A 22155-nucleotide genomic window follows, 5' to 3' on the forward strand; every position below is an offset into this window, starting at 1 on the left:
CTATCTGTCTCGCTCAAGGAGGAAATCCATGGCTATACTATCTGAGTGTGCTGAAAGTCGCGAAGAACGCGTTTTGCCGCTTCTTTCGCCCCAGAGCCGTGCCAAACACGATCTTTCTAAGCGCCGCGATACCATCCCGTTATTCTATGCCGAGATGCAGGGCGAAGAGTTGGACCGTCGTATAACCGCTGCCAGGGAGGTACTGGGAGAAAAGCTTGTCATTCTTGGGCATCACTATCAGCGTGATGAGATTATTAAATATGCTGACTATCGGGGTGACTCTTTTAAGCTTGCGCAACTGGCGGCAGCTCGTCCCCAGGCTCAGTATATTGTGTTTTGTGGCGTCCATTTTATGGCAGAAAGCGCCGATGTTCTTAGTGCAGCCCATCAGAAGGTGATTTTGCCCAATCCTACCGCCGGCTGCTCTATGGCAGATATGGCTAATATCGCCGAGGTTGAGGAGTGCTGGGATGTATTGACGGAAATGCTTGGCGAGGATGCTGGTATTATCCCCGTCACCTATATGAATTCAGCAGCTAATCTCAAAGCATTTTGTGGGCGCAATGGAGGTGTTGTTTGTACCTCATCGAATGCGCCAACGGTAATGCGCTGGGCTTTTAGCCAGGGCAAGCGTGTCTTGTTCTTCCCGGATGAGCATCTGGGGCGCAATACTGCTCTCAAGTATGGCATTACGCCTGAGCAGATGGTTGTATGGAATCCCAAGAATCCGCTGCTGATGGAAGGATCTGAGGAGCAGGTAGAGCAGGCTAAGATTATTCTCTGGAAGGGATATTGCTCAACCCATATGCGTTTTAGTGTTGAGCAGATAGCAAAGGCGCGTGCCGATTTTCCAGGGATTAAGGTTCTGGTGCACCCGGAGTGCCGTCAGGAAGTTGTGGCGACGGCAGATCTGTATGGCTCAACCGAATATATTGTGCGACAGATCGAACAGGCCCCCGCCGGTAGCCAATGGGCGGTAGGTACAGAGATCAACCTGGTCCATCGCCTGGCTGAAGCCCATCCCGAGCAGCTTATCTTCTGCCTCGACCCGGTTGTCTGCCCATGCTCTACGATGTATCGTATCCACCCGGCCTATCTGGCCTGGGTCCTGGAAGCGCTCCTGGAGGGCGAGGTTATCAATCAGGTAAGTGTGGATGAGGAGACGGCGCACTGGGCGCGTGTGGCCCTGGAGCGCATGCTCTCTCTGGCCTGACTGCTAGCAGATTGTTAAAAACATTATTAGAGAGGCAACCTGGAAGAGCCTTCCCTCATGAGAGGCTCGAAGTGCGCGAATATGCATAAGATTGGGTTTGGGACTACCGTTGATAGGGGTGGTCCCAAACCCTTTTTCCATTTTTTGTGATTGAAATAAGGATTTGTTAAAAAATATATGATATTATCAAAATTGTAATTTAAGTACTATCATATTTAAGTCTTAGAAGGGATCATATGAATTTTTTGCTTGACGAGGGAGCAGGGGCAAAAAAAATAAAAACACTCCTCAGGGAGAGAGGGCATAACGTTAAAGCGATGAATGAGGGTGAATTAAGTGGAACAAAAGATCCCCCTGTTCTAAAACTTCTTCTTGAAGAGGAGCGTTTCATCATAACCTGTGATACCGATTTCCTAAAATATAGGAGAGATGTTGAATTTGGAGCAATTCTGATCAAAGGAGATTATAAAGTTACATCAGAACTTGCCGAACGGGTGGTTTGGACTATTGAATATATTATCCAAAATCCTGATCTCCTTAATGATCTTACCGTGCTAGAAAGAGATACTCCCTATGGCCTCTGGAAAGTGTACACGCAGGGTGATCAATGTGTTATAACTTGGCTTAGCTACTCAGTTGAGCGGTTGAGTATAACTTGCTCGGCACAATTTATCTCTACCCCTATTTCAGCTACCAACCTGGATAGTGAATGTGATTCGTAGCTTCTATTTTATTTGTTTGTTTTAACGAGGTAGCATATCAGACGATTTAAGTTATCGAAGTAGATATTATCCTCTCGCTTGTTACATGGGCATCTGTCATTGCGTATTCTGATAGGGCTATAGTTAAAGCTTCTGTCGGGATGCTACGGCTTACCTGCCTCGTTCTATAGAGTAGAAGAGATATAATGAAGATCCTGGAAGCTCTCCAGGATTTTGAATGAAAGGGAAGAGTCTTCATGAGCGATGAGATAAAGGTTCAGGCGCAGCAGCCTGCTCCCGATTTTACCTTGCCCGCCGTAGGCGATGGTGATGTGGTAAAGAATGGGCAGGTCCATCTAGCTGACCTCAAAGGAAGAAGCGTAGTTTTATACTTCTATCCCAAAGATGATACCCCGGGCTGCACAAAGGAAGCCTGTTCTTTCCGCGATGCCAATCATCTGATGCAGCAGAAGGGCATTGTTGTCCTGGGGATCAGTACCGATGGGGTCGAGTCCCACAAAAAGTTTGCTGAGAAGTATGGCTTACCCTTCACCTTGCTCTCTGATACTGATACAACAGTCTCCCAGCTCTACGGCGTTTATGGCGAGAAGAACCTCTACGGGCGAAAGTTTATGGGTGTGAGCCGCGCGACCTTCTTGATCGACCAGGAGGGAGTTGTGCGCAAGATCTGGCCTCGCGTGAAGCCTGATGCGCATGCCCAGGAAGTATTAACTGTAGCCGAAGCGCTCAATTTATAGCCCCACACAATAATTTTCCACTGGAGTAGCAGCTTGATGGTATCTGATCAGCCTGCTGCTCCAGCCCATCCTTTTGCGAGCCCGGTTCGTCTTCGAGTAGGCGGGTCTCTGAGTGCAAATATTTTTAGCTCTTGTGATGGGTTAACGTTAGGAGTTGTGGCGTAAATAGGCGGGCAGTTCGGCGATGGAAGGTAATATGGCGTCGGGGTGGGCGTGCGCCGGAAGCTGCATACCTTTCTGATATTTTCCGCTACAGACAAGTATCCCATGCATTCCGGCACGCTGAGCGGCAGTAACGTCGTTCTCGATATCGTCGCCAACCATAATAGCTGCCTCGGCTGCGACTCCAATAGAGATCAGGGCTTGCGCAAAAAATGCGCGATTTGGCTTGCCCAGAATTGTTGCTTGCTTGCTTGACGCGATCTCCAGGGCACGAACAAAAGGACCGCTATCCAATTGTAAGCCTGTACTGGTACGCCAGAAGAGGTTGGTGTGCATGGCCAGCAATTCGGCTCCATTCATGAGCATGCGAAAGGCCTGATTCATGGCTTCGTAGGTGAGCAATTCTTCGGCGCCACCAATTACCACAACCTCTGCATCATCTTGAACAAGCTTAATGCCCGCAAAGTCGGCGTCTGTATCGCCTTTGGTGAGGACCCAACAGCGTTTATCTGGAAAGTGCTGGCGTATATGCTGGGCCGTGGCGGCCGGCGCCGTGATGAGCTGTTGTTCTGTTATTGGCAAGTCGATCTGTTGCAAACGCTGAGCAAGGGTAGAGCGTGAGAACGTCGTAGTATTTGTGACAAAGCAGATACGGTAGCCTGCTTGTTCGAACTGCTGAATGGCTTCTGCGGCCCCGGGAATGGGTTTCATGCCGACATGTAATACGCCGTCAATATCAAGGAGAATCCCGCGTACAGATATGCTTGAGGCCATAACTACCCCCTGAAGATCAGATTAGCGCTGGAAGCGAGAGATTTGTTCTCATTATAGCATGCCTTCCACGCGGTACTGTTTAGTCAGAGCTGATCTTGAGGTCATTCCATGTCAGTTCAAAGTTTATGCTCTTATTCTCCCTGAAGAAATCGACGATGGAACGGGCTGCCAGCGCACTGAGGACCTGGGCAAAAGGACGCGTTAGTGGATAATCGCAGGGATCGCCGGCAATCTCTTGCGGAACCTGGTAGCCTGGTTCCCACAGGCCGCTGCCATAAAGGCCATCATTGCTAAAGCCGATGTGCAAGCAAGGTATATGCAGGCTACGAGCTGTTTCGCTGATCGCGGCCCGCCCGGCGCGGTTATCGAAGGCGTCAACGATCAAGGCGCTCTCTTTGAGGAGCTTAGGAGCATTGGCGGCTGTAAGCTCGGTAACGATCGGTTCTAACTTAGCTTGCACGGCACGATAGAGCATGTTGGCCAGGGCGCGGGCCTTGGGGGCTCCGACTTCTGCCCGACTGTATGGCTGAGTTGAGAGGTTGCGCATCTCCACGCGATCCTTATCGATAAGCTTGAGGCGCGTGAAACCCATACGGGCTAGGGTTTCGGCCAGGTTCCCACCCAGAGCGCCGGCTCCACAAATCGTGATTGGTCTATCAACAAAAGAGGCAAGCGAGGCGTGCCGCTCCTCATGGAAGAATGGGCTGTTAGGATTCAAATTGTTGTGTGTTGTCATTGTGCGAACTTCCCTGCTACTGAAAGAAATTCAGCATAGATCTCATAAAAAGGCCCACATTTCGCATGTGGGCCTTTTTCAATCCCCAACGGGAAGCTGTCATGAATAAGCATGATAGCCGAAGTTTGCAAGTGGGTTTGTATCAATTCCTGACGAACTAAAGAATACTTGCACCTGCTGATGCTATCACAAAAGATTCGAAAAAGCAATACTATTTCCTTCGCGCTCTGTTCAATGAGACGTCATATGATCCTAAGCCATCTCCATATTAATAAATCAGAGATTTATCAGAAGACAGTGCCTTTACATGCACCATATTATATTGTTAAAATGTTATATATGTATTACGCGTTACTAGGGATGCTAAAGCTTTGAAATCCTACGATACTAAATGTGAAGTAGGGTAATTATGGTGCCGCTGCACCGATAGATGTCAAAGCATCTCTCATTTAAGGTTTTTGCCTTAAGGGGGTGGTAGATATGAAATAGGATTTTAGGTTCAAAGGATCATGTAAGCCGAAGATTGCAAGATAAGTTTCTTATCGTTAGCTAGTAAGGAGATAAACATGAGAGTACATATGTTGGTTCCATGGGTGATTGAACATTCCATGATAGCCGAAGTTTGCGATAAGTTCATTTCAAATGAAAGGAATTAACAATGAAAGACGAAAAAGCTCAATCGTTCCCACCTTCCCTCGCACTTTACTTTATGGCTACGTTAGCCGTTCTTGTGTATGGCATCTCCAAAGAAAATTTACTCATCATCTGTTTGGCTTGCGTTATGGCTGCAGCACTTCAAGGTCCTCGTGTCGCAAAACTGCTTCTAAAAGCGATAAATATCCTCTGTAGAGGTAAATAAAGTAATAGCGCGCAAGCAAGCCAAATTTTAAATATTGTGGGAGGAGCAGGAATCTAGAAACTGCTCTTTCCTGATCTGAGTAACACGATGAGTAATTAAAGGAGATTGCACATGGTACTGGCACATTTGCAAAAAAATGGAACAGATAGCTCACAGTGTGAACTTGTCGTTAAGCAAGCTAAGCGTCGTTGGTTAGATGTTCTATGGGAATTTGCCAGAGGATTAACGCGACAGGAAGTAGCAGCCAAACTCTGCCTTTCAGTTAAAACAGTTGACACATATAAAACCGCCTTGTTTCGCTTGTGCCGTAAAATCTGGAATATACCATCGCACGAACCTCTGGATTATCGATTCTTCTATCGCGAATTCTCTCAATATCGGCAAGAAGGATTATTAGGCTCCAGAATGCCAGAAAAAGATCCAGATGATCTTATGCTATGTAAACAGGTAATGCATCGTGCAACGCCTCGCCGATTAGATGTTCTACGAGAATTTGCCAAAGGATTGACTCGTGAGGAAGTGGCTGCCAAACTCTGCCTTTCACCTTCGACGGTAGATACACATAAAACTGCTCTGTTTCGGTTGTGCCGCGAAGCCTGGAATTTATCCTCCGATAAGTACATGGATTACTGCTTCATCCAGGAAAAGTTCGCTGATTGTTTTGATGATCAGGAATAGTATACACCTCGTCTTCATATAGCCATAAAGAGCATTGCCCTAAGCAAGAGAAGGGGCAATGCTCGTCGAAAGCGTACTGCTAATCCGGCGCTTACGCATCGTAGTCGTTGGCAAAGCGGCTTATTCGAAAGGTGAATCGCTCATCACATTTACCAGGCTGGTGAGATCGAAATCGCGGTCGCGGTCACTCAGACAGATTCCGCTAGAGACCACAGTCAGATCGGGATCGAGCAAGGAGCGATAGCGACGCCTGTTCCCTTGTTCGCTCCATTCCACAGTGAGGTGTCCGAGCGAGCCGTCAGGATTAGCGATTTCGCTGTAGCTATGTAGTACGGCGTCAGCCTTCTCCAAGGCATGGCGTAGACGAGCCTCCAATGTCAGGCGAGCTGTTCCCCGCCGTAGCCATGCAAGCTGTTGCCCTCGGCTCTGCTCTTGTATCTGTCGCACGCTCTTGCTGAGGAGACCCTGTTCGGCAATGGCTGCCTGCTCAAACTGACGCAACTGCCAGAAAAGAAGGGCCAGGCGCTCAGAACTGGCAAGACCTGATAAAAGCGCAGTTGTTTGTTCTGCTGTGGCCGCCGTATCGCGTAGCCATTCAGCATGAGTAGGATCGGCGAGCGTATCAGGGCCTTCGAACCAGAGCGTTTGCCCGTCAACGCGTGCAATCACGCGCTCGAAGCGCTCTGCACCGTTCATGGGATCGCAGAGAAAAACGGGAAGTGGGTCCGCGCTAAAACCAAAGCGCTGTTTGGCATCGCTTTCATTGAAAGGCAGAGCCCACCAGGTACCTGGTCGGCGCGGATCAGGTTCAGGCCAGAGCAGAATAACGCGCAGGGCCGGAAAAAGTTCAAGATAGCCTCCACGTTCCCAGGGCAGCGCCTCTGCCACAAGCTCTGCCTCCCCTTCGTTACAAGGGCGAAAGTGCCCCCATCCTGTAAACCTGGTTTTAGGCTTGAATTCATAGACAAGTCCGCTCAGGCGCGTGCGAATTTTACCGCCTGGCAAAAGCGGCGCAATAATATCGCGCTGTAGAAGATCTCTGCTTTCCTTGTTGAGTCGGCGAACTAACGCTCGTACATCAACCCCTGGCTTGCGCTCTTGGCTCATTACCCGTAACCTTTTTCTCTGCTTGTGCTCGACTCACAGAAGTGCAAGCTGAGAGTACGTTCTCAGCTTGAAGTCAGTCTGCGAATTGTGTAGCTGGTGCCTTGATCAGATCGCGTGAGAGCAAGCGCAAGAAAGCTGCCGAAACCTCGTGCCGACTACTCCCCACGCGTGTGGCCAACTCCTCCATGCTCAGTTCTTGCTGCTCTAGATAAGCGTTCAGGATACTTCTATCCAGCTCTAGCTTACCAAATTCGGCCTTGAGCAATCCAGCCAGATGTTCGATAGCCTTGTCGGCATTATTGCTGGCATAAAATTTGCCCCCAGTTAGCATACTAATAGTGCTGAAGGAGGCTGCGACCTCCTTTGCCAGGCCGAGCGCATAGATATTGACCCGCGTTGCTTCAGCCAGGCGCGTGACGCTTTCTAGCGTTTCTCCACATGGGCAACCGCGCGCAAAGGCATCTCCTGGAGTGCCAACTCCATGCGGGGGGGCATCTCCTACCAGCACTGCCAGCCGGCGTGCATGTGGGCGCCAGGCCAAATCGTGGCAGGCGGCTACGATACCATCAAGGACTGCCTCTGGACTATCGCCTCCGCCATTAGCGCTAAGGCTACGAATGGTTTGTTGGGCTCTCTTTAGATCTGCAGTAAATTCATGGACTTTATAAACCATCTGATCCTGCGGGGGATGGTCGCGATACTCGACTATTCCCAACTGCAGATGGACTTGAGCGGCCTGGCTCAACTCTGTAAGGAGGGCAACCATCTGCAATTGGGCAGCCGAGATAAGACTGCCCATGCTCCCAGTTGTATCCACGATAAACGCCAGATCTACCATATTTATATTTTCCATACCATCCCTCTCTACTTTGCCATAGCCAGGCGAGGGCGCTGAGGAAGCTCATACCGCATGATCAGATCTACCAGTTCACCTTTAGAAGGAGCTGCTAGCAGATTCAGCACGTTAGGCAAGGAATAGTAGTCGCCGGCAAACTTATATTTCACCACCTCGATGCCCTCTTTCTGTAGATCCTCGCTGAAACGGTTATAGTCGCTATCCACCTGCACGATAATAACCGCAGGAGTGCTTTGCATCTCCTTTGTATAATCGCTCCAGACGGATCTGAAGTAAGGAGCGGAATTTTCTCCTTCATCAGTTACTATAATGATCTGTTCGGTATAGATCTTATCAAGATACATCCTCTTCAGAGGAGCTCCAATGCTCGTGCTACCATTGGCTTTGATAAACTTGAAGGCCTGCTCCCAATCGCTCAGGACCGGGCGTTCGTTCTGCCTGGCCCTGGCTTTGATCTCAAAGGCTGCAGTATCGAAGGCATAGACGCGGAAATCAGCGTTGATAACGGCGCTAATTAAGGCTGCCAACTGCTTGGCCACCTCTATTGCATTAGTCATCGAGCTACTCTTATCCACGAAAAGCGCTGTGGGACGCTTGATCTCTACCTTTGCCGCGACTCGCTTATCGCTTATCTCGTTAAGCGTGCGCTCCGTCTCGGTATCCAGGCGAGCCACCTCGATAGCCTTCTTGGCTTTGAGCGTCGAGACGCGCTTATCGCCTGCCGCCTCGGCCAGCTTTTGCTTGATCAGGGCTTTGACCTCGTTATCATCGAAGGCCCCTCGCCGCTTGAGGGCCGCCATGTTGTTGATGACTTCCTGCGGCGACATAGCATTAATAAGCGCCACCAGCAAGGCAGGCGTGATGTGCTTAATGGCCCCTATAGCCGTAGTGTAAGGAAGCTTGCTATCGAGGATAATCAGTGCCTGTTCCTCGCTGCTTTCGGCCCTGGCCAGACGCTTGAGGGCGGCAAGTTCGCTATCCGCGGGAGGCTGCTTAGCAAACAAAATGGCCTGTGCGCGCGGCCCTGGTTTCAGATGCAAGCTGGCATAGAGATGCTTCAGATCATTGCGTGCGCGCAGCGCGGCTCCGTCGAACTGGCGAGGATTGTTCTCGCGCGTCTTTAGATAGTGCGCGATGGCGCTCTTGAGCGAGCGGGGAACCTTTCCTAGCACGCGCTTGCTATGATTCAGCACGCGGGACACCTCAAAGGGAGCCAGCTTTTGCAAGAGAACCCAACCCACCTCACGAAATTCGCTAAAATTGCAAGTAGCCAGGTGCGCGACAAAAAGCGTTTTGTGATCCCTGACTTCTCCCTTATCAAAGTACCAGAGGGCAAGGTGCCCGTAGAAGAGTGGATCACGTTCCAATGCGCTCGTGTGTAGGGGAGCAAGCTCCTCAAGCTTGCGGTGAGGTGTGGTAAGGAACGAATTGAGAATCTGAACGCGAACATCTTGTTCATGCGTCTCGGCCATGAGTGTCACCTCTTTTCGTCAGGGTACATAGCCTGTTTTGTGCGCTATGTACGAGTTATGCTGAGGCAGCTTCGATTTGCTGTTAAGGGCAGGAGCATAAAAATACTCCGTACGAGTTTGAAGAGCAAGTGAAAGGTTTGCTCTGACATGTGACCAGAGGCCTAACTTTGGCAAGAAATCCGATCTTGCCCACGGCAACGATGGTGGGGATTGTATGCTCTTCGGCTGAAAGTACAGAGCAAAATAGCTGTAGGCCCGGGACGCGCGAGTTGAAAGAGCTGTTGAAACTGATGCTCTGCCACTGAGCTACGGGAGCATGAGCTCCCGGCGAGATTCGAACTCGCGACCTTCGGATTAGCAATCCAAACGTTTGTAAGCTCTATCGGTAAGGGCGCGTCCCAGGCCTGCAGTTAAACGTTTGCTTAGCCGTAGATTGCTTCTGGTCTCACAATAATGGCCTGACTGCTACGTATAATTACGTGCTCGTCAAGGTAGTGAGATGGGAGATCAAAATGCTGTGCCACCGCTTGCTTGATCTGGGCATCGCTTGCAGTATATGTCAGATGGAGCATAGCCATTGTAAGCTCTTTGCTGCGGCCATCCACGCGAACATGAAGGACTTGACTCATGCGTTGCACCATAGTGGCACCTTCCCTATCGTTTTTGAAGATTGTTGTCTGTTCCCAATTGGTTTGTTGTTTGTCAAGTTATTACATTAAAGACTATAGAATATTTTAGGGTTTTTGTCAAGAGTTTTGGGAAGAAATTTCTTGTATCTGCTTTAATTCCTCGTCTATGCGCTGCCGGTGCAAGCGACGAATACGAGCCCGCTCTATAATTGCCTCCTCTTCATCGTCGGCGGGTACCAGAGGCGGAACTGGAGTTGGCTTTCTGTTCTCATCAAGGGCCACGTAAATAACATAACTGCTGGCAATTCTACGCACTTCCCTGGTTATCAAATCTTCAGCAGTTACCTCTACGCCGACTTCCATGCTTGTGCGACCCACATAATGCATCTCACAATTGACGGAGACGACATCACCGATGAAGGCCGGGGCCAGAAAATCAAATCTTTCTACGCGGGCGGTAACGACGGTTGGACACTGGCTATGCTTAATGGCTACTACGCCAGCGGCCTCATCAACCATTCGCATGATCACGCCACCGTGGACGTTGCCCTGTGAATTAGCATCTATAAGCTCCATCGCACGCCTGGTGATACTGCGCGAATAGGCTATGCTACGCCCTTGCGTCAAATCTACTTTAGGCAGGTTTTTGTATCTATTGACGATTCTTTCAAATGGATTCATATTTTTATCACTCCTGGTTAACGTATTTCTTACACAAACTACTTCATTATGTCACTCCCGACAAAAGACTTTCCAATGGAGGTAGGTTTTGAGTAGCGTACGTGATAAAGTGCAGGTTGTATCATGCCCGGCTGATTGTGCGTGTAGGAAGGGAAGCAGTGATGGGATTGCGTATGCTATCGGTCTAAAGAATATACCAAAATTCAGAATAGAGCGAGGGTGAACCGGTGGCACTGAAGTAGGTGCCAGGCTAAAGAATGGGGAATACAAAACTAGAATAAGAGGGCTAAAGAGAGGGCTATGGCAGGAGAGAAGCATAACGATCACGATCCTGAGGTGGTTCCGGGAATGCAAGTCGAGGCTACTGAGGGAGATCTTGGCGAACATGATGTAAGCTCGCCAAAAATTGCCGGGGTAGAGAAAGATAGGCAGGGGCATGTTAAGACTATTGAGGTAAGCAAAGGAATTTTCTTTAAGAAGAAAATCAATGTACCTGTAGAGCGGATTGAAGCTGTCGAACCGGTTGCCGCTGAGAATGGAACTGCGCAAAAGATGATTGTTGATGCGCAGGAGGAAGAACTAACATCCCTGACCGCGAGTGGTCCCGAGCGCTTGCCTGCCCGCAGAAAACGGCAGCAAGAGAAGCGGCTTAGCCCTGGATCGACAACTGAAGAGGGACTTGAAAGGGGGAGCAATACTTCTGCAGCTCAGCCGCCACGTGCGTTCTGGCACGTAATTGGTCCGGGACTACTCTCCGGCACCTCTGGCAACGATCCTTCAGCTGTCACTGTCTATGCTGTGGATGGTGCCAACGTTGGCTATGGCCATCTCTGGTTGATGCTGCTTACCACGCCGCTCTATTTTGCTGTCCAATTTGCTTGTGCCAGAATCGGGAGGGTTAGCCAGAAGGGGCTGGCGCAACTTCTTGGCGAGTATTATGGACGTCCACTCGCGATCGGCGCTGCACTTTTGCTTGCGATGAGCAATATTGCCTTGCTTGCTGCTGATCTTGTGGCGATTGGAAGTGGCTTCGAACTGATTACCGGAGTATCATGGGCCTGGTTTGTCGTGCCGGTGACTGTCGGGCTCTGGTATCTGACGGTTTATCGCACTTTTGAGGCCTTCAAGAAGATCTTTCTGACCATGAGCTTTGTCTTTGTGGCTTATGTTTTAACCGCCTTCTTTACACATGCGCAGTGGTCTACTGTATTGGTACGTACATTTGTGCCCCACCTTGGTTTCGATTTCGCTAGCATCAGCAGTGCTGGGCTCTTTTAGGCGCGACGATCTCGCCTTATTCGATGTTCTGGCAGGCTAAAGCCGAAATAGAGGAAGTGCGAATAGGGGCCCTTTCGCAGCAATTGCGTATGGCTAAGCTTGATGTGGGCAGTGGTGCCATTGCCGGGCAGGCGGTGGCCTATTTTATCATTATCTGTACAGCCTCAACCCTCTTTATACATCATCAGAATATCGCGACAGCTGCTGATGCTGCCCGGGCCCTGGAACCGCTTGCCGGTCCTCTGGCCCGCATCCTCTTCGCGATTGGACTTATCGGGTCAGGCCTGGTAGCAATTCCTGTCCTACTTGCTTCGACTTCCTATGCGGTGTCGGAAGCCATAGGCTGGCCAGGAGCTTTATCAAAGCGTCCGTGGCAAAGTGAAGGCTTCTATCTTGTGCTCACGGTGGCGGCGCTTCTCGGTCTGGCCTTGACGTTTTTAGGGGCCAATCCTATTCAATTGATCTTCTGGTCCAATATTGTTACAGCTTTTATCGCGCCGTTGCTTGTATTTGCTGTGGTACTGCTCGGAAATCATCGCGTAGTCATGAAGGGGCAGCGCTTGCATGCTGTGCTTAACATTGCGCTATGGCTCATTATTCTGCTTCTTGTTGCTGGCACTTCGTTGCTCATCTATCAACTGGTGACCGGCCAGGGGCGCTAAAATCCTTGCTTAAGATGATCAGCGATTTGCAGGTTTGAGCTTCAAATGCTCGTTTCTTATAGCCATATGGATGGGTATATTAAGGAAGGGAGATAGGATGAGCGGCGTACTCATCTGCAGAACGCCGCTTTTTCTGCTTGCTGTGCTGCTGGATTAGTCAGGGATAGGGATATAGAGAGGCGTCCGGCCTGGCGAATCGTTGGCTAGCTTGAGTTTTTTCTGCACGATCAGCGCATTGAGAAGTTGCGACGTTTGGTCGAGCTGTTCGCCAAGCACTTCCGCGAGTTCGTGGACTGTGGCGCTTCTCCACTGCTGAACATAATCCACGATTAAATCCTCTCGGGGCAGAGCATGCTTCTGTCGTATGTCAGGTACCAGAGAATCTACTGCCGCGCAGAGCGCATCATAGGGACGATAGCCTACAAGAATAAGGCTCCGTCCATTATTTCGTCGCAGAATCAGTGTGGGAAAGCGGCCAATTCCGTAGTAGGCGGCGTCTCGTAAATCCTGGCGAAAAGCTTCAACCGTCTCAGGAGCATTTAAGTCTGCCCGGAATCGATCAAGATCAAATTGCTCCTCTTGTGAAGGGATCTGCTTTACCTCCTGGGCAGCGGCGAGCAAGATTTCCTGGCGTGCAATGTTGCGGCGCTCCAGCATGACTGCCTCGCGCAATCGGCGTAGATATTGCTCTGCAATTGCTGGCCCCTGACGCTCGGCAGCTTTTACCGCCAGGCAGGCGGGATAGGAGGAGCCAGGAGGATCGCTATGCCAGATTTTCTCATCAAGGGGCATGCCCGAAAATTCACGGACCTGGAACCATTGTGGCCCCATCTGGGCTGGATTTTGAATAGCATTGAATGGATCATCATAGCCCCGCCAATTAGCAATCAGACCGCCCATACGGTAGTGCCATTGCAGGCGTTCAGCACATTCATAGCATAAATGGCGCCATTGAGCCTCAAAGGCCCAACACCATGAGCAAAGTGGATCGGTGTAATACTCAATCCAGCAGGTGGTACCATCTTTCCCTTCAGCGTTTATTTTATGCTCATCAAGGCTTGATGATGCTGGCTCAAATAGGGACACACCAGACCTCCTACCAGGCTTGCACGAATAGCATACGTAAAAGATAACTAGTGAGAAGAGACCTGCAAAGCCTCTCCTCACTTGAGAACTAGGGCTTGCCAGAGAAACTCCAGGGATTTTGCTGCTTAGCAATGGCCTGATTTACTTCCTGGCTGCGCAACTGGCTTTGTTGCTTATTGAATCTGGCCACCTCTTCAGGTTTCTGGTTCGTGCCTTTAATCGGGAGTTGCGTATTACCTTGTGTTTGCATCACCTCTTGTACCGGGTCAGCAATAAATTCCCAACTTTCGCCAGGACCCCATGGCCCTTGCCCCTGATTCCAGGGACCCCGTGAACTGCGCCCATTGGACATGTTAAAGTAAGTATGCGTATAGCGTGGATCACCTTGTAGAACGCCTGGCGGGAAGTTTGGCTTAATGCTCTCAAGTGCGGCTGTAAACATTTGCATGTGAGCAACCTCACGCGTCATAAGAAATGCCAGGCTCTCCTTGACAAATGGGTCATCAGTAAACTGCATCAGGTATTCGTAGACGATCTTTGCCCGAGCTTCAGCCGCAATGTCTGAGCGCAGATCGACGCTGAGCTCGCCATTAGCATTAACATAGGAGCCGCTCCAGGGAACGCCCTGGCTATTAGTCACCGCCGGACCACCTCCTGAAAGGACGAGGAATTGTGGACCTGTTGCTGCCTCCTCGATAAGCTGCTCGCGTTCACTCTTGCCCTTGAGCAGGCGCATAAGATCGCTCTGCTCTGCCGCGTCCTTCAGCTCACCATTCACGCCAGTTAGCAGCATGGTGATGGTTGCCCCCACGATTTCCAGGTGGCTGAACTCCTCAGTAGCAATATCCATCAAGAGATCGTACTTGTCTGGATAGGGTTGACGTGCAGAGAAAGCCTGAACGAAGTATTGCATGGCTGCCTTCAGCTCGCCGTTTGCCCCGCCAAATTGCTCCAGGAGCAAGGTGGCAAAACGTGGATCGGGTCTTGATACCCGTGCATTGAACTGCAACTCTTTGACATGGTGGAACATGATAACTCCTTGCTTTGCAGTTACATAGTGAGAGACTCTTCGGAAGCATCACAGGCGGTATGCACTTTTTTGCCCGGGCAATCCTTTGAATAAGGCCTTTTCAAAGGTGCTCTGCGATACTTGGCTTAATACCTTTTCCTACACGTCACGTGACTGGTGTTTGTTACATCTCTTCTTTACTCTTACCTTTTTCTCTGGCAGGAAGAACTTTTATACCTTTAGCGAACCTTCCATTTTTAGAAAAGCTCTCTTGGTGCGCTTCCCTGGCCATCTTATCCTCTTTTTTTACACCCTTCAGAAAGAGCCAGACAGATTTGTACGCTTATACAATGGTTCATCTGCTGTGAACCGCGCTCTTGATTTAAAAAGGACAAGAGCAGATAGAAGTAGCACGTTAGATTGATCAGGAAAGTGACAGGGTAGTTCTTCTCCTGCCTATGACCCGTTATAGCGCCGGTGAGATGCCATGTTACTGGCTTCCATCCAAGCATCAGGCTGGCGGGCCTGATTGCTACAAGCAGAAGGTTGGCACGGCTGAGTAGAATCGCGTGATAGGGGTGCCTTTAGCAAAAAGGCCAGGCGATTTGGATATTTACTATTGAAAATAGGCTTATCTATGATATTGAAGGCTTAAGGCAGAGATGGAGACAAGGTTCAGTCTCGCAACTCATATTTATTAGTTCTCATTGGCCGTTTCAAGGCAGATAGGGATCTGCTGTAAACCTGCCCGGGCCGAGTGATAATAGGCAATGAGTGATGCCTGAGCAAGATTCTCCCGGCATTGACGCGCAAACTGCTCATCAAATGGACCACTAAGAATAAACCATACCCAGGGGATTTGTTGCTCCTGGTTGACGCGCTGCATATTCTGACGGTCCGTACTGCTGGCTACCGCAAAGCCGCCTGGATGGCTATGATAGACGCCAATGATCTGCCCGGGATAGGCCAACTCAAGTGTGAGGAGATCTTCTGGCGCAAATTCAAAGTAGACAGGTGATGCATAGATGTTGCGTAACGGGTGAGCTTGCTTGATATGCCAGTTGCCCTGCTCGTCAATATGCCCGGTTAGTATTCCACATGCTTCGATACGCTTACGTTGCTGTACATCAATAGACATGGCTTTTTGAGCCTCAATACTGAGTATGGCCTGTGTACTAATCTGCTTCCCCATATTTCTATTCTAGAACGGCTCTTTAGCCCACTTTCCCTTCGCTAATCTGCCTGACAGAACTGAGGCAGATGGAAAAGCGGATGTTCCAAGCCTTTACGCTATCCTTGATCCTATTATACAAGCAAATCAAGCTCTTCTGGTAACTTTGGAGAGACAAGGAAAAGCCTCTCTTCTTCCCCTGGTGTCAGGAACTGGCGCAGATACTAGCTACTACATTTTGTGATCTGCGCCAATTACTAACAAATGGGTTCAGGAATAGCTTTATAGCTGGCTGAACTACTAACCTTACACTTCAGCTAGAAGCTGCTTAATGTGTGCCTTCTTTTTTTTGATGGTGTTCTTTTACCAGTTCAATTACAATGGCCAGCGCGATGATGAAGGGCGCGTCTACACCTGGTGCTACATCAACGGCGTAGCTATCTCGAAAGATCGAGAACTGGCGGCTGATCTGACCCAGGAGACTGCCAATTTGGTCGCTCACCGTGAAATTCCAGCGCCAGACATCGCCCTGAACGTGGAAAACCAGTCCATTGCCGCCCTCAACTTTAAAGCGCTCCCCGAAGATGCGCAGTTGCTCGTGGACGCTTGCCCAGTGCTGCCCATCGCGATAGATCTCGTAATGCGGGAGCAGCGAAAGTACCCGCTGCTTGATGTGTACAAGTTCTTGACCTGAGTGGCGATCGAACATAACCAGGTCGTCACCGATATGAAAGAACTTTCCTCTGACCTCAAAAATCGCTCTACCTGCATCATCACGTATGACAAATGCCTCAGTAAGACTCCATGCGCGCTCCCTTAGATGGTACCTCATGTACTAATCCCTCCAATTACGTAACGCTAATCCATCAATTTGCAGGATGAAGAAATTGTTCCGCATTATAATTACGTAAATCGCCTATGTGCGGTACCGTAATATCGGGAGTAAAGTTAGCCGGTAATTGGCTCTCTGCATATTTTCCTTGTTGGACAAAGACTGTGGTGAGCGAGTCGCCCAGAGAAGCCTTGGTCTCGGCGAGAATTTGTGGCTTATCATCGATCATCACGTAATGATCGCCTGGGTAGGTGCGCATAATCTCGACAAGATGTTGTTGCTTATGTGTATAAATGAGCACGCGCCCCTCAACCGCCTCTGCGAGATAGCTGTTCACAATTTTAGTCGCTTGAAAGCTAAGATCGCCATCGGAGACAATGACGGTCAGGCCAAGCGTGCGTAAATGCTGCAATGTTTCTAATACATGAGGGTAAAGAGCTTTGTAAAATGGATAATTATCAAAGATCGAATGGACATGCTGATATGTTTGCTCGTCCATTGCCGAGAGCGGCGTTTGCTCGCGAAAGCGTGAGAGCGAGAGAGGAATATCAACGTAGTCTTTCTCTTTGCGCACTTGTTCGTAAATTGCCCAGAAGAGCCTGGTAAGATCAGTCCCCACCTCTGCCTGAAGGTGTACATCTAGATCTGCTTTAACATCGTCATTTTGCAAGAGCGTATTATCGACATCAAGCCAAAAAACCAGTCTTGTCATTTTTTTGATCTTTCTAGAAAAGCTATCAGCACCTACTACTGATTCTCGCATAGTGGAAGCCGTACGTAGAACGTTGAGCCTATGCCCTCGGCGCTTTCAACCCAGACACTTCCATGATGGCCCATAACCACTTCATTGACGAGATAAAGGCCAATACCTAACCCACTAATAGAACGGTCCAACGAGCTGGCACGATAAAACCTCTCGAAGATATGAGGCAGCTCGTGTGCAGCAATGCCTATACCCTGATCTTTGACCCAGATAAGAGCCTCTTCCGAGGTGTCGACAAGACGGCGCAACCCAACTTCAATTTCACAGCCTTTAGGACTGTATTTGATAGCATTGCTAATCAGGTTGTTAAGGACCTGGATAATGCGATCTTTATCAAAAGGCCCAATAAGAGGTTCTGCCGTTTGCTGCTCTCCTAACTTTAAGCTGAAGCGATGTTCCCGGCTTACCAGACTATATGTTTCTATGACGTTTGTTAGTATAGCACGCAGATCTTGAATGGAGGGATAAATAGGGAGCCGGCTATGTTTGAGCATGGTCAGATCAAGCATTTCGTTGATAAGACGTGTAAGATGCTGAACATGTGCATGGAGGCTATCGAGAGCTTTACGAAAACGTGGACTATCTGGGCCCTGATTCTGTGTGTGCTGCATCTGGAGGATTTCGACAAAGCCCTGGATAGCCGTGATGGGAGTGCGCAGCTCGTGGCTAGCGATGGAGAGGAAGTCGGCTTGCTGTTCAAGTTGTGTATCGCGAGTAAGGTTCTGAAAGATAAGTAGCGCTGCGGCTAGCTTCTCTTCTCCCTTGAGGGGAGCGGCAGAGCAGCGAAGAAACGTCTGCTTGCCCGTGGGTTGCGTGACTGCATACTCGTGCGGAGATACGGTTTCGCCATGCAGGGCGCGTATATGTGGAAGCTCTATATGTGATGCCGGTTGGCCAGGCAGCTTTAAGCTTGAGAAGAAAGAGGATTGCGAGGCGACATTTGGTGGAAGATCAGATGCGGGGATACCAGAAATGCGAGCTCCGGCACTGTTTAGATAACTGAGCCGATGATCGTGCTCGAAAACCGCAATTCCTAATGGGAGCTGATCCAGTAATGCATGCAAACGCCTGCATTTATTCTCTACTGTGGCGTGCTGATGGGCTTGTGCAAGGGCTGAGGCCAGGTGCACAGCACATCCAGTGAGGATCTGTACCTCTTCTCCCTGCTGATGAAGTGTTTGGTCAAAGGTAGCTGTGAGGGTCCCTTGAAATTGATCCTTGAAATAGAGCGGTATACAGATGTAGCAATGGGTGCCTGGCTGGAAAGAGAACTGGCTGCTCTCAGGCGCGTGGTCGTTGCCATTTTGCACGATGATTGGTTTTTGCGTGCGTCGTACTTCGGCTAGCGGCGAATGGCTGCTATATGGAATGGCTTGTCTGGTTTGCTGGCTGTCGCTTTTCATAGAGGGTGATGAGGTGAGTAAATGAAGCATTTGTAGCTCTGCATCTGCAGTATGGATATATATATGTCTGAGTGGTAAGTAGTCGGCAAGGATGTGGATAGCCGTTTGCCCAATTGCCAGCGGGCTAAGGGCTTCGTGAACTTTGCGCGCAAGTAGCTCAATAATCCGCAGACAATTTAGGGGAGCCTGTAGAGAGGGTACATGCGGGGACGTTTCTGATCTGGAGGGTGTGTCTGGGGAGTTTGCGGCGATCTCGCTGGTAGTAACTAGAAGTTGGATGATATGCCCATCCTGAGCATGTATTGGATGAATCTCTAAACTCCAGCCGAGCGTATTGTCCGGGGTAAGAATGCTACATCGTCCGGTGTATGGCGCATCCCTTTCTGCTACAAGCTGCAACAGCCGCGCGAAGGTGAGTCCGCTCTCGGGAAGCTGACCGCCGAAAGTACAATTTGTGCTGCAATCTCTCGATTGGACCAGAGCGGAATAAGCGCTTAGGAATGTGTGAAAAAGAGCGTTTGCTTGGCATAATTGCAGGGACGACGCATCGTATAATGCGACCCCGGTAGGCAAATGTTCGAGGATAATGTCTGTTGTCTGATTATCTTTCGCGTTAGTGTGGCTCGTTATATGCACGTCTCCCTCCCTACATAGACCACGAAAAAGCTATAGTGCCACTGGCTTCCCGGCCATAAAGTAAGCGAGCAACCCTGCAGGCGTTTGAATACAAAACCAGGCACGTTTAAGCGTTTGAAGGATTGCCCCCAGGTTCTATAAACATCGTATCTGCCATTTCTCGCTAGAGTTGTTTCCAGAGAAATTGTTAGTTTCCCTGGCCATGTATAATGAATGCCGCCCGGGCTGTTAAGTATTACAAAAGGAACAAAAAGATGTATACTAAATGTGCCCTATGGCGGGCAGCATAGCAGCTACTGCTAATATTATTATACTCTGCCTGTGGAATCGGGATTTGCATAAAGAAAGAAAAATATATATAGACGAGAGGCTGATTTATGAAGGTCATCTTTCGTAGCCGAGATTTCGCCAGCGTGGAAAGCGCGGGATATGGCTTTAATCATAGGCGGCCTATGAGCTCACCCTGGCATTATCAAGGCCGCGTCCAGCATCGCAACTGGCAAGGAACATATGAATGCTTCTGGGATAATGCTAGCGATACAGGAAAAAATGCTGTTGAGCTACTCTGGACAGTACGTGGCGATGCGCGCCTGTTTGGATTAGCTGCCGCCCTGAAGTCACAGGGCTTTTCGGTAGATGTCGAGCAAGAATAATGATGCGAGAAGAAATAACAGAGCAAACGAAGCGGCGCATTTTATTGCTTATGTCGCCGGCTACATATAGGGCAGGAGCCTTTTTGAGCGCTGCCCAAAGCTTACAACTTGAGGTAGTTGTAGGCATTGATCTGCCAGAGTCGCTAGCCGATTATTGGCATGTACCATTAGGCGTAGATTTCACCAATATACAGACTTCGCTACAGACTATTATGGAGTTTGCGCGCGAGCATCCGCTTGCGGCCGTGCTTTCGGTCGATGATAGCGCAAGTGAGCTGGCCGCTCATGCCAGTGCAGCTTTGGGGCTGGCCTTCAATTCCCCACAGGCGGCGGAAGCGGCCCGCGACAAATTGCTTATGCGTAAGTTGATGTCTGCTGGTGGGGCTCCATGCCCGATCTTTCGTGAGTTCTGGCTTAGCGATGATCCGCAGGAGATAGCGGCAAGCGTGAGCTATCCGTGTGTGCTGAAGCCGCGCCGGCTCTCCGGCAGTAGGGGCGTGATCAGGGCCAATGACCCGGCTGAATTTGTGGTGGCTTTTCAGCGTTTGAAGCGCTTGTTGTTGAGCGAAGGGGAGCCGGAATATGGAACCTCTTTTCTTGTAGAAGATTTTATTCCTGGTTTTGAGGTGGCCCTTGAAGGTATCCTGACCCACGGTCAGCTCAAGGTATTGACCTTGTTCGATAAGCCAGATCCACTTGATGGACCTTTTTTTGAGGAGACGATCTATACAACTCCTTCCAGACTGGCAGAGAAAACGCAGCAAGATATCGCTCGCTGCGTCTCGCTTGCCGCGGCCTCGCTGGGTCTACGTGAGGGGCCGGTGCATGCAGAGCTGCGCGTTAATGAGCAGGGACCCTGGATGCTGGAAATCGCCAACCGCTCTATCGGTGGACTATGCTCGACAGTTCTGGAGTTCGGTTCCGGCATGTGCCTGGAAGAGTTAATCCTGCGCCATGCTATCGGCGAGGAAATTGCCTCCGTTGAGCGAGATAAGCACGCGGCAGGTGTCATGATGATCCCAATTCCGGCTGCGGGCATGCTAAAAGCGGTTCATGGCGTAGAGCAGGCTCAGGCGGTACCCTTGATTACGGGTGTGGAAATTACTGCTAAGCTGAACCATCAACTTGTGCCGTTGCCCGAAGGCGCGAGCTATCTTGGCTTTATCTTTGCACGTGGAGAAACCGCCGCTGAGGTAGAAACCGCTATTCGCCAAGCCCATCAGCTTTTACACTTTGAGATAAGGCGAGAGATCCCGGTCTTAAGTCGCATGAGAGGCTAAGCCTGCGCTTCTCCATCTGCTTGAATGCGCGTAGGGGATTGAGCAAGGAAAGGCGTTGCCCAAAGCCACAGAAACCTTCGCCCTTTTGCTCAATCCTCTGGCTGACGAGCGTGAGACGAGTAGTAATTAGCTGCTCAATTGCGGATTAGGGACATATTCGTTCATAGTACATCTTTTGCTACGTTAGAAGCATTTACTTATCATATCATCAAGTAATTGCGTGTATCTTCCTCCACTTTCTTCATGCTCCATATGGCTGACCTTTGTTATGAATCCTGACTTGCAATTTCCATCGCTGCTTGTAAAAACCACCATATCTTTAACTATGGGCATGGCAAGCTACCGAGGTGTATTTAGCTTTTTGGGTAAAAGGATAAATTGTAGCATCTGCATGTACTTATGTACTAGCGCATATTTGGCTTAAGCTCAAAAGGCTTGATAGCAAAGAAAAAGCGTGTATTATGTTTCAAACAGTCTATTAAGAAGAGTACTGTAGCTTATTAATGGACAGAATAAGCGAGTCTTTGCCGGGGAAAAAAGCAGAAAAAGCCTTCAACAGTGAGTTTCGCAGTGTATAGAGGCAGTGTTCACAATGATTGAGCTTTGGGTGAATTGACAGGGAAATGTTGTGGTCTGGGTTGGCCGGGCTGCTCTCGAATGGGCAAGAGCTGACCTGGCAATTGGCCCAAGGTCTCTGAACATCGCTAGAGAGGCAGTAGCAGCAAGCTGGACCTTGCTGCTACCCATACTTCCAAT

Annotated in this window: 22 protein-coding genes; 9 read left to right on the forward strand and 13 right to left on the reverse strand. The window is 49.7% G+C overall.

The features are described from left to right. The first annotated feature begins 28 nt into the window (after positions 1–28). The 3 genes from nadA to bcp all read left to right on the forward strand — a co-directional run bounded on the left by nadA (position 29) and on the right by bcp (position 2672). Positions 29–1213 (forward strand): quinolinate synthase NadA, encoded by a 1185-nt coding sequence (nadA, locus tag EPA93_RS44580; RefSeq protein ID WP_129893741.1) that lies wholly within the window; start codon positions 29–31, stop codon positions 1211–1213. Between the two features lie 236 nt (positions 1214–1449). Further along, positions 1450–1935, forward strand: coding sequence for a DUF5615 family PIN-like protein (locus EPA93_RS44585; RefSeq protein WP_129893742.1), 486 nt, complete (start codon positions 1450–1452; stop codon positions 1933–1935). Between the two features lie 236 nt (positions 1936–2171). Then, complete coding sequence (bcp, locus tag EPA93_RS44590; RefSeq protein WP_129893743.1) at positions 2172–2672, forward strand: thioredoxin-dependent thiol peroxidase; 501 nt, start codon at positions 2172–2174, stop codon at positions 2670–2672. 147 nt (positions 2673–2819) lie between these two features. On the opposite strand, the gene EPA93_RS44595 is transcribed toward bcp, so the two are convergent. Both EPA93_RS44595 and EPA93_RS44600 read right to left on the reverse strand, forming a co-directional pair. Next, entirely contained in the window at positions 2820–3608 is a 789-nt protein-coding gene (locus EPA93_RS44595) for a TIGR01458 family HAD-type hydrolase (protein WP_129893744.1), read from the reverse strand. A 79-nt stretch (positions 3609–3687) separates the two neighbouring features. Then, on the reverse strand, positions 3688–4344 hold the full coding sequence (locus EPA93_RS44600) for a HesA/MoeB/ThiF family protein (RefSeq protein ID WP_129893745.1): 657 nt from the start codon (positions 4342–4344) through the stop codon (positions 3688–3690). Positions 4345–5002: 658 nt separating this feature from the next. On the opposite strand from EPA93_RS44600, the gene EPA93_RS44605 reads away from it, so the two are divergent. Then, positions 5003–5203, forward strand: a complete 201-nt coding sequence (locus tag EPA93_RS44605) for a hypothetical protein (protein WP_129893746.1) — start codon at positions 5003–5005, stop codon at positions 5201–5203. Between the two features lie 111 nt (positions 5204–5314). After that, on the forward strand, positions 5315–5881 hold the full coding sequence (locus EPA93_RS44610; protein ID WP_129893747.1) for a LuxR C-terminal-related transcriptional regulator: 567 nt from the start codon (positions 5315–5317) through the stop codon (positions 5879–5881). A gap of 120 nt (positions 5882–6001) precedes the next feature. Here EPA93_RS44610 and EPA93_RS44615 read toward each other — a convergent pair whose 3' ends face one another. The 5 genes from EPA93_RS44615 to EPA93_RS44640 form a co-directional block, all read right to left on the reverse strand. Beyond that, positions 6002–6988 carry a hypothetical protein gene (locus tag EPA93_RS44615; protein WP_129893748.1) on the reverse strand — a complete coding sequence of 329 codons (987 nt, stop codon included), beginning with the start codon at positions 6986–6988 and terminating at the stop codon, positions 6002–6004. 73 nt (positions 6989–7061) lie between these two features. Beyond that, the gene (locus tag EPA93_RS44620) at positions 7062–7841 is read right to left on the reverse strand and encodes a VWA domain-containing protein (protein ID WP_129893749.1); all 780 of its coding nucleotides are present in this window, start codon (positions 7839–7841) and stop codon (positions 7062–7064) included. Between the two features lie 11 nt (positions 7842–7852). After that, entirely contained in the window at positions 7853–9316 is a 1464-nt protein-coding gene (locus EPA93_RS44625) for a hypothetical protein (RefSeq protein WP_129893750.1), read from the reverse strand. Positions 9317–9738: 422 nt separating this feature from the next. After that, a complete protein-coding gene (locus tag EPA93_RS44635) occupies positions 9739–9945 on the reverse strand; it encodes a hypothetical protein (RefSeq protein WP_129893751.1) in 207 nt (68 codons plus the stop codon). Between the two features lie 117 nt (positions 9946–10062). After that, entirely contained in the window at positions 10063–10626 is a 564-nt protein-coding gene (locus EPA93_RS44640) for an acyl-CoA thioesterase (RefSeq protein ID WP_129893752.1), read from the reverse strand. A 300-nt stretch (positions 10627–10926) separates the two neighbouring features. On the opposite strand from EPA93_RS44640, the gene EPA93_RS50650 reads away from it, so the two are divergent. Continuing rightward, on the forward strand, positions 10927–11904 hold the full coding sequence (locus EPA93_RS50650; RefSeq protein WP_129893753.1) for an NRAMP family divalent metal transporter: 978 nt from the start codon (positions 10927–10929) through the stop codon (positions 11902–11904). Positions 11905–11927: 23 nt separating this feature from the next. Beyond that, positions 11928–12566, forward strand: a complete 639-nt coding sequence (locus tag EPA93_RS50655; RefSeq protein ID WP_129893754.1) for a divalent metal cation transporter — start codon at positions 11928–11930, stop codon at positions 12564–12566. Between the two features lie 153 nt (positions 12567–12719). On the opposite strand, the gene EPA93_RS44655 is transcribed toward EPA93_RS50655, so the two are convergent. The 6 genes from EPA93_RS44655 to EPA93_RS44680 all read right to left on the reverse strand — a co-directional run bounded on the left by EPA93_RS44655 (position 12720) and on the right by EPA93_RS44680 (position 19466). Next, positions 12720–13652 (reverse strand): DsbA family oxidoreductase, encoded by a 933-nt coding sequence (locus EPA93_RS44655; protein ID WP_165423808.1) that lies wholly within the window; start codon positions 13650–13652, stop codon positions 12720–12722. Between the two features lie 88 nt (positions 13653–13740). Next, positions 13741–14682: a manganese catalase family protein gene (locus EPA93_RS44660; protein ID WP_129893756.1), complete on the reverse strand. Its 942-nt coding sequence runs from the start codon at positions 14680–14682 to the stop codon at positions 13741–13743. 676 nt (positions 14683–15358) lie between these two features. Next, positions 15359–15853: a M67 family metallopeptidase gene (locus EPA93_RS44665; RefSeq protein ID WP_129893757.1), complete on the reverse strand. Its 495-nt coding sequence runs from the start codon at positions 15851–15853 to the stop codon at positions 15359–15361. 307 nt (positions 15854–16160) lie between these two features. After that, positions 16161–16664 (reverse strand): LURP-one-related/scramblase family protein, encoded by a 504-nt coding sequence (locus EPA93_RS44670; protein WP_129893758.1) that lies wholly within the window; start codon positions 16662–16664, stop codon positions 16161–16163. 34 nt (positions 16665–16698) lie between these two features. Then, positions 16699–17376 carry an HAD family hydrolase gene (locus tag EPA93_RS44675; RefSeq protein ID WP_129893759.1) on the reverse strand — a complete coding sequence of 226 codons (678 nt, stop codon included), beginning with the start codon at positions 17374–17376 and terminating at the stop codon, positions 16699–16701. Between the two features lie 35 nt (positions 17377–17411). Beyond that, positions 17412–19466, reverse strand: coding sequence for an ATP-binding protein (locus EPA93_RS44680; RefSeq protein ID WP_129893760.1), 2055 nt, complete (start codon positions 19464–19466; stop codon positions 17412–17414). A 377-nt stretch (positions 19467–19843) separates the two neighbouring features. On the opposite strand from EPA93_RS44680, the gene EPA93_RS44685 reads away from it, so the two are divergent. Both EPA93_RS44685 and EPA93_RS44690 read left to right on the forward strand, forming a co-directional pair. Next, a complete protein-coding gene (locus EPA93_RS44685) occupies positions 19844–20119 on the forward strand; it encodes a hypothetical protein (RefSeq protein WP_129893761.1) in 276 nt (91 codons plus the stop codon). Further along, entirely contained in the window at positions 20119–21399 is a 1281-nt protein-coding gene (locus EPA93_RS44690) for an ATP-grasp domain-containing protein (RefSeq protein ID WP_207229370.1), read from the forward strand. Before EPA93_RS44685 ends, EPA93_RS44690 begins: the two co-directional genes overlap by 1 nt. Positions 21400–22155: the final 756 nt, after the last annotated feature.

This window comes from Ktedonosporobacter rubrisoli (assembly GCF_004208415.1).
GTDB lineage: Bacteria > Chloroflexota > Ktedonobacteria > Ktedonobacterales > Ktedonobacteraceae > Ktedonosporobacter > Ktedonosporobacter rubrisoli.

Excerpts from the sequence above, each read along its gene's own strand:
- nadA (WP_129893741.1), top strand. The coding sequence starts at position 29 with ATGGCTATACTATCTGAGTGTGCTGAAAGTCGCGAAGAACGCGTTTTG.
- EPA93_RS44585 (WP_129893742.1), top strand. The coding sequence starts at position 1,450 with ATGAATTTTTTGCTTGACGAGGGAGCAGGGGCAAAAAAAATAAAAACA.
- bcp (WP_129893743.1), top strand. The coding sequence starts at position 2,172 with ATGAGCGATGAGATAAAGGTTCAGGCGCAGCAGCCTGCTCCCGATTTT.
- EPA93_RS44595 (WP_129893744.1), bottom strand. The coding sequence starts at position 3,608 with ATGGCCTCAAGCATATCTGTACGCGGGATTCTCCTTGATATTGACGGC.
- EPA93_RS44600 (WP_129893745.1), bottom strand. The coding sequence starts at position 4,344 with ATGACAACACACAACAATTTGAATCCTAACAGCCCATTCTTCCATGAG.
- EPA93_RS44605 (WP_129893746.1), top strand. The coding sequence starts at position 5,003 with ATGAAAGACGAAAAAGCTCAATCGTTCCCACCTTCCCTCGCACTTTAC.
- EPA93_RS44610 (WP_129893747.1), top strand. The coding sequence starts at position 5,315 with ATGGTACTGGCACATTTGCAAAAAAATGGAACAGATAGCTCACAGTGT.
- EPA93_RS44615 (WP_129893748.1), bottom strand. The coding sequence starts at position 6,988 with ATGAGCCAAGAGCGCAAGCCAGGGGTTGATGTACGAGCGTTAGTTCGC.
- EPA93_RS44620 (WP_129893749.1), bottom strand. The coding sequence starts at position 7,841 with ATGGAAAATATAAATATGGTAGATCTGGCGTTTATCGTGGATACAACT.
- EPA93_RS44625 (WP_129893750.1), bottom strand. The coding sequence starts at position 9,316 with ATGGCCGAGACGCATGAACAAGATGTTCGCGTTCAGATTCTCAATTCG.
- EPA93_RS44635 (WP_129893751.1), bottom strand. The coding sequence starts at position 9,945 with ATGAGTCAAGTCCTTCATGTTCGCGTGGATGGCCGCAGCAAAGAGCTT.
- EPA93_RS44640 (WP_129893752.1), bottom strand. The coding sequence starts at position 10,626 with ATGAATCCATTTGAAAGAATCGTCAATAGATACAAAAACCTGCCTAAA.
- EPA93_RS50650 (WP_129893753.1), top strand. The coding sequence starts at position 10,927 with ATGGCAGGAGAGAAGCATAACGATCACGATCCTGAGGTGGTTCCGGGA.
- EPA93_RS50655 (WP_129893754.1), top strand. The coding sequence starts at position 11,928 with ATGTTCTGGCAGGCTAAAGCCGAAATAGAGGAAGTGCGAATAGGGGCC.
- EPA93_RS44660 (WP_129893756.1), bottom strand. The coding sequence starts at position 14,682 with ATGTTCCACCATGTCAAAGAGTTGCAGTTCAATGCACGGGTATCAAGA.
- EPA93_RS44665 (WP_129893757.1), bottom strand. The coding sequence starts at position 15,853 with ATGGGGAAGCAGATTAGTACACAGGCCATACTCAGTATTGAGGCTCAA.
- EPA93_RS44670 (WP_129893758.1), bottom strand. The coding sequence starts at position 16,664 with ATGAGGTACCATCTAAGGGAGCGCGCATGGAGTCTTACTGAGGCATTT.
- EPA93_RS44675 (WP_129893759.1), bottom strand. The coding sequence starts at position 17,376 with ATGACAAGACTGGTTTTTTGGCTTGATGTCGATAATACGCTCTTGCAA.
- EPA93_RS44685 (WP_129893761.1), top strand. The coding sequence starts at position 19,844 with ATGAAGGTCATCTTTCGTAGCCGAGATTTCGCCAGCGTGGAAAGCGCG.
- EPA93_RS44690 (WP_207229370.1), top strand. The coding sequence starts at position 20,119 with ATGATGCGAGAAGAAATAACAGAGCAAACGAAGCGGCGCATTTTATTG.